This window comes from Kitasatospora sp. NPDC056783, assembly GCF_042789895.1.
In the GTDB taxonomy this organism is placed as follows: Bacteria; Actinomycetota; Actinomycetes; order Streptomycetales; family Streptomycetaceae; genus Kitasatospora.
In genome coordinates, this window is record NZ_JBHUAF010000549.1 from 1 (window position 1) to 4,162 (window position 4,162).

The 4,162-nt window shown below is 67.6% G+C and carries 1 protein-coding gene and 1 tRNA gene; both read right to left on the reverse strand.

The features are described 5' to 3' along the window. Positions 1–3: 3 nt before the first annotated feature. A tRNA-Met gene (locus tag ACFRMQ_RS38845) sits at positions 4–77 on the reverse strand. Positions 78–211: 134 nt separating this feature from the next. Further along, complete coding sequence (locus ACFRMQ_RS38850; protein WP_380735612.1) at positions 212–4,105, reverse strand: DNA-directed RNA polymerase subunit beta'; 3,894 nt, start codon at positions 4,103–4,105, stop codon at positions 212–214. Positions 4,106–4,162: the final 57 nt, after the last annotated feature.

The following is a 4,162-nucleotide window of genomic DNA, read 5'->3' on the forward strand; positions in this document are numbered from 1 at the left end:
GAGTAGCGGGGACAGGATTTGAACCTGCGACCTCTGGGTTATGAGCCCAGCGAGCTACCGAGCTGCTCCACCCCGCGTCGGTGAACACGACTCTACGCGACTTCGCCCGAATATCCCAATCGGTTTCCCGACGGCCCCTCCCGGCGCTCCGGAACGCCGCAGGGCGGCCACCCCGTGAGGGGTGACCGCCCTGCGATCACAGACCCGCGACTCAGCCGGTGTACGGACCGTAGTCGTAGTCGTCCAGCGGGACCGCCTGGCCGGAGCCGGCGCCGAAGGGCGACAGGTCGTAGTCGTCGTAGCCGACGGCCGAGTACATCGCGGCCTTGGCCTCCTCGGTCGGCTCGACCCGGATGTTGCGGTAGCGGGGCAGACCCGTACCGGCCGGGATGAGCTTACCGAGGATGACGTTCTCCTTGAGGCCCAGCAGCGGGTCCGACTTGGCGTGGATCGCCGCGTCGGTGAGGACCCGGGTCGTCTCCTGGAAGGAGGCGGCCGACAGCCAGGACTCGGTGGCCAGCGAGGCCTTGGTGATACCCATCAGCTGCGGACGGCCGGAGGCGGGGTGACCGCCCTCGGCGACGACGCGGCGGTTCTCCTGCTCGAAGCGACCGCGCTCGACCAGCTCGCCGGGCAGCAGCTCGGCGTCGCCCGACTCGATGATCGTCACGCGGCGGAGCATCTGCCGGATGATGATCTCGATGTGCTTGTCGTGGATCGACACACCCTGCGAGTTGTAGACCTTCTGGACCTCGGCGACCAGGTGGACCTGGACGGCACGCTGGCCCATGATGCGCAGGACGTCGTGCGGGTTGGTGGCACCCATGGTCAGCTTCTGGCCGACCTCGACCGCCTCGCCCTCGCTGACGAGCAGCTTCACACGCTTCGAGACCGGGTAGGCGATCTCGTCGGTGCCGTCGTCCGGCGTGATGACCAGCTTGCGGGTCTTCTCGGTGTCCTCGATCCGGACCCGGCCGGCGGCCTCCGAGATCGGAGCCACACCCTTCGGGGTACGGGCCTCGAAGAGCTCGACGACACGCGGCAGACCCTGGGTGATGTCGTCACCGGCCACACCACCGGTGTGGAAGGTACGCATGGTCAGCTGGGTACCGGGCTCACCGATGGACTGGGCGGCGATGATGCCGACCGCCTCACCGATGTCGACCAGCTTGCCGGTGGCCAGCGAGCGCCCGTAGCACATGGCACAGGTGCCGACGGCCGACTCACAGGTCAGGATCGAGCGGGTCTTGACCTCGCCGATGCCGTGGCGGATCAGCTCGTCGATCAGGACGTCACCGAGGTCGGTGTTCGCGGTGGCCAGCAGTTTGCCGTCCACCGTGATGTCCTCGGCGAGCATCCGGGCGTAGACGCTGGTCTCGACGTCGTCGGCCTTGCGCAGCACGCCGTCCGCGCCCACGGAGCCGATCGCCAGCTTCAGGCCGCGCTCGGTGCCGCAGTCCTCCTCGCGGATGATGACGTCCTGGGAGACGTCGACCAGACGACGGGTGAGGTAACCGGAGTCGGCGGTACGGAGGGCGGTGTCGGCCAGACCCTTACGGGCACCGTGGGTGGAGATGAAGTACTCCAGCACGGAGAGACCCTCACGGAACGACGCCTTGATGGGTCGCGGGATGGTCTCGTTCTTCGCGTTCGACACCAGACCACGCATACCGGCGATCTGGCGCATCTGCATCATGTTTCCGCGAGCACCCGAGTCGACCATCATGAAGATGGGGTTCGTCTTCGGGAAGTTCACGTTCATGGCCTCGGCGACCTCGTTGGTCGCCTGGGTCCAGATGCCGATGAGCTCCTGCTTGCGCTCGTCGTTGGTGATCAGGCCGCGCTCGTACTGACGCTGGACCTTCTCCGCCTTGGCCTCGTAGCCCTCCAGGATCTGGGGCTTGTTCGGCGGGACGACGACGTCCGAGATGGAGACGGTGACACCCGAGCGGGTCGACCAGTGGAAGCCGGACGCCTTCAGGTTGTCCAGGGTCGCCGCGACGACGACCTTGGGGTAGCGCTCCGCCAGGTCGTTGACGATCGCGGAGAGCTGCTTCTTGCCCACCTCGTAGTCGACGAACGGGTAGTCCTCGGGCAGCAGCTCGTTGAAGAGCGCGCGGCCCAGGGTGGTGCTCAGGCGGAAGGGCTCGCCGTCGTACCAGGTCGACTGGCCGTCCTCGTCCAGCGGGGGGGTCCAGCCGCGCGGCGGGACGGTGCCGGCCGGCAGGCGCAGCTCGATCGGGGCCTGGACGTCCAGGTCGCGGGCGTCGAAGGCCATGATCGCCTCGGCGGTCGACGAGAAGGTGCGGCCGGCGCCCTTCACGTTGTCGCGGTCCGAGGTCAGGAAGAACAGACCGAGCACCATGTCCTGGGTCGGCATGGTGACGGGGCGACCGTCGGCCGGCTTCAGGATGTTGTTCGAGGACAGCATCAGGATGCGGGCCTCGGCCTGCGCCTCCGCGGAGAGCGGCAGGTGGACGGCCATCTGGTCACCGTCGAAGTCCGCGTTGAACGCGGTGCAGACGAGCGGGTGGATCTGGATGGCCTTGCCCTCGACCAGCTGCGGCTCGAAGGCCTGGATGCCGAGGCGGTGCAGGGTGGGCGCACGGTTCAGCAGGACCGGGTGCTCGGCGATGACCTCTTCGAGGACGTCCCACACGACCGGGCGGGCGCGCTCGACCATGCGCTTGGCCGACTTGATGTTCTGCGCGTGGTTCAGGTCGACCAGGCGCTTCATCACGAACGGCTTGAAGAGCTCCAGCGCCATGGCCTTCGGCAGACCGCACTGGTGCAGCTTGAGCTGCGGGCCGACGACGATGACCGAACGGGCCGAGTAGTCGACTCGCTTGCCGAGCAGGTTCTGGCGGAAACGACCCTGCTTGCCCTTCAGCATGTCGCTGAGGGACTTCAGCGGGCGGTTGCCCGGACCGGTGACCGGACGGCCGCGGCGGCCGTTGTCGAACAGCGCGTCGACGGCCTCCTGGAGCATGCGCTTCTCGTTGTTCACGATGATCTCGGGGGCACCGAGGTCGAGAAGCCGCTTCAGGCGGTTGTTGCGGTTGATGACGCGGCGGTACAGGTCGTTCAGGTCGGAGGTCGCGAAGCGGCCACCGTCCAGCTGCACCATCGGACGCAGGTCCGGCGGGATGACCGGGACGCAGTCCAGCACCATGCCGTTGGGCTTGTTGGTGGTCTGCAGGAACGCGGAGACGACCTTGAGGCGCTTGAGCGCACGGGTCTTCTTCTGGCCCTTGCCGGTGCGGATGATCTCGCGCAGGCGCTCGGACTCCTCCGCCAGGTCGAAGGTCTCGAGGCGGTCCTTGAGGGCCGCCGCGCCCATCGAGCCGGAGAAGTAGGTGCCGAAGCGGTCGCGCAGCTCGCGGTAGAGCAGCTCGTCGCCCTCGAGGTCCTGGACCTTGAGGTTCTTGAAGCGGGCCCACACCTCGTCGAGGCGGTCGAGCTCGCGCTGCGCGCGGTCGCGCAGCTGCTTCATCTCGCGCTCGGCGCCCTCGCGCACCTTGCGGCGCACGTCGGCCTTGGCGCCCTCGGCCTCCAGCTCGGCCAGGTCGGTCTCGGCCTTCTTGGCACGGGCCTCGAGGTCGGAGTCGCGGCGGTTCTCGATCTGCTGGCGCTCGACCGAGACGTGCGCCTCCAGGGACGGGAGGTCGCGCTGGCGGCGCTCGTCGTCGACCCAGGTGATCATGTAGGCGGCGAAGTAGATGACCTTCTCGAGGTCCTTCGGCGCCAGGTCCAGCAGGTAGCCCAGGCGGGACGGGACACCCTTGAAGTACCAGATGTGGGTGACCGGGGCGGCCAGCTCGATGTGGCCCATCCGCTCGCGGCGCACCTTGGCGCGGGTCACCTCGACGCCGCAGCGCTCGCAGATGATGCCCTTGAAGCGGACGCGCTTGTACTTGCCGCAGTAGCACTCCCAGTCCCGGGTGGGACCGAAGATCTTCTCGCAGAAGAGCCCGTCCTTTTCCGGCTTCAGGGTGCGGTAGTTGATGGTCTCCGGCTTCTTGACCTCGCCGTGGGACCACTGGCGGATGTCGTCGGCGGTGGCCAGGCCGATGCGGAGCTCGTCGAAGAAGTTGACGTCAAGCACTGGTCGTCAAGCCCTCTTTCGTAAGTCGAGAGTCGTTCGTGTGGTCTGAGGGGGGCC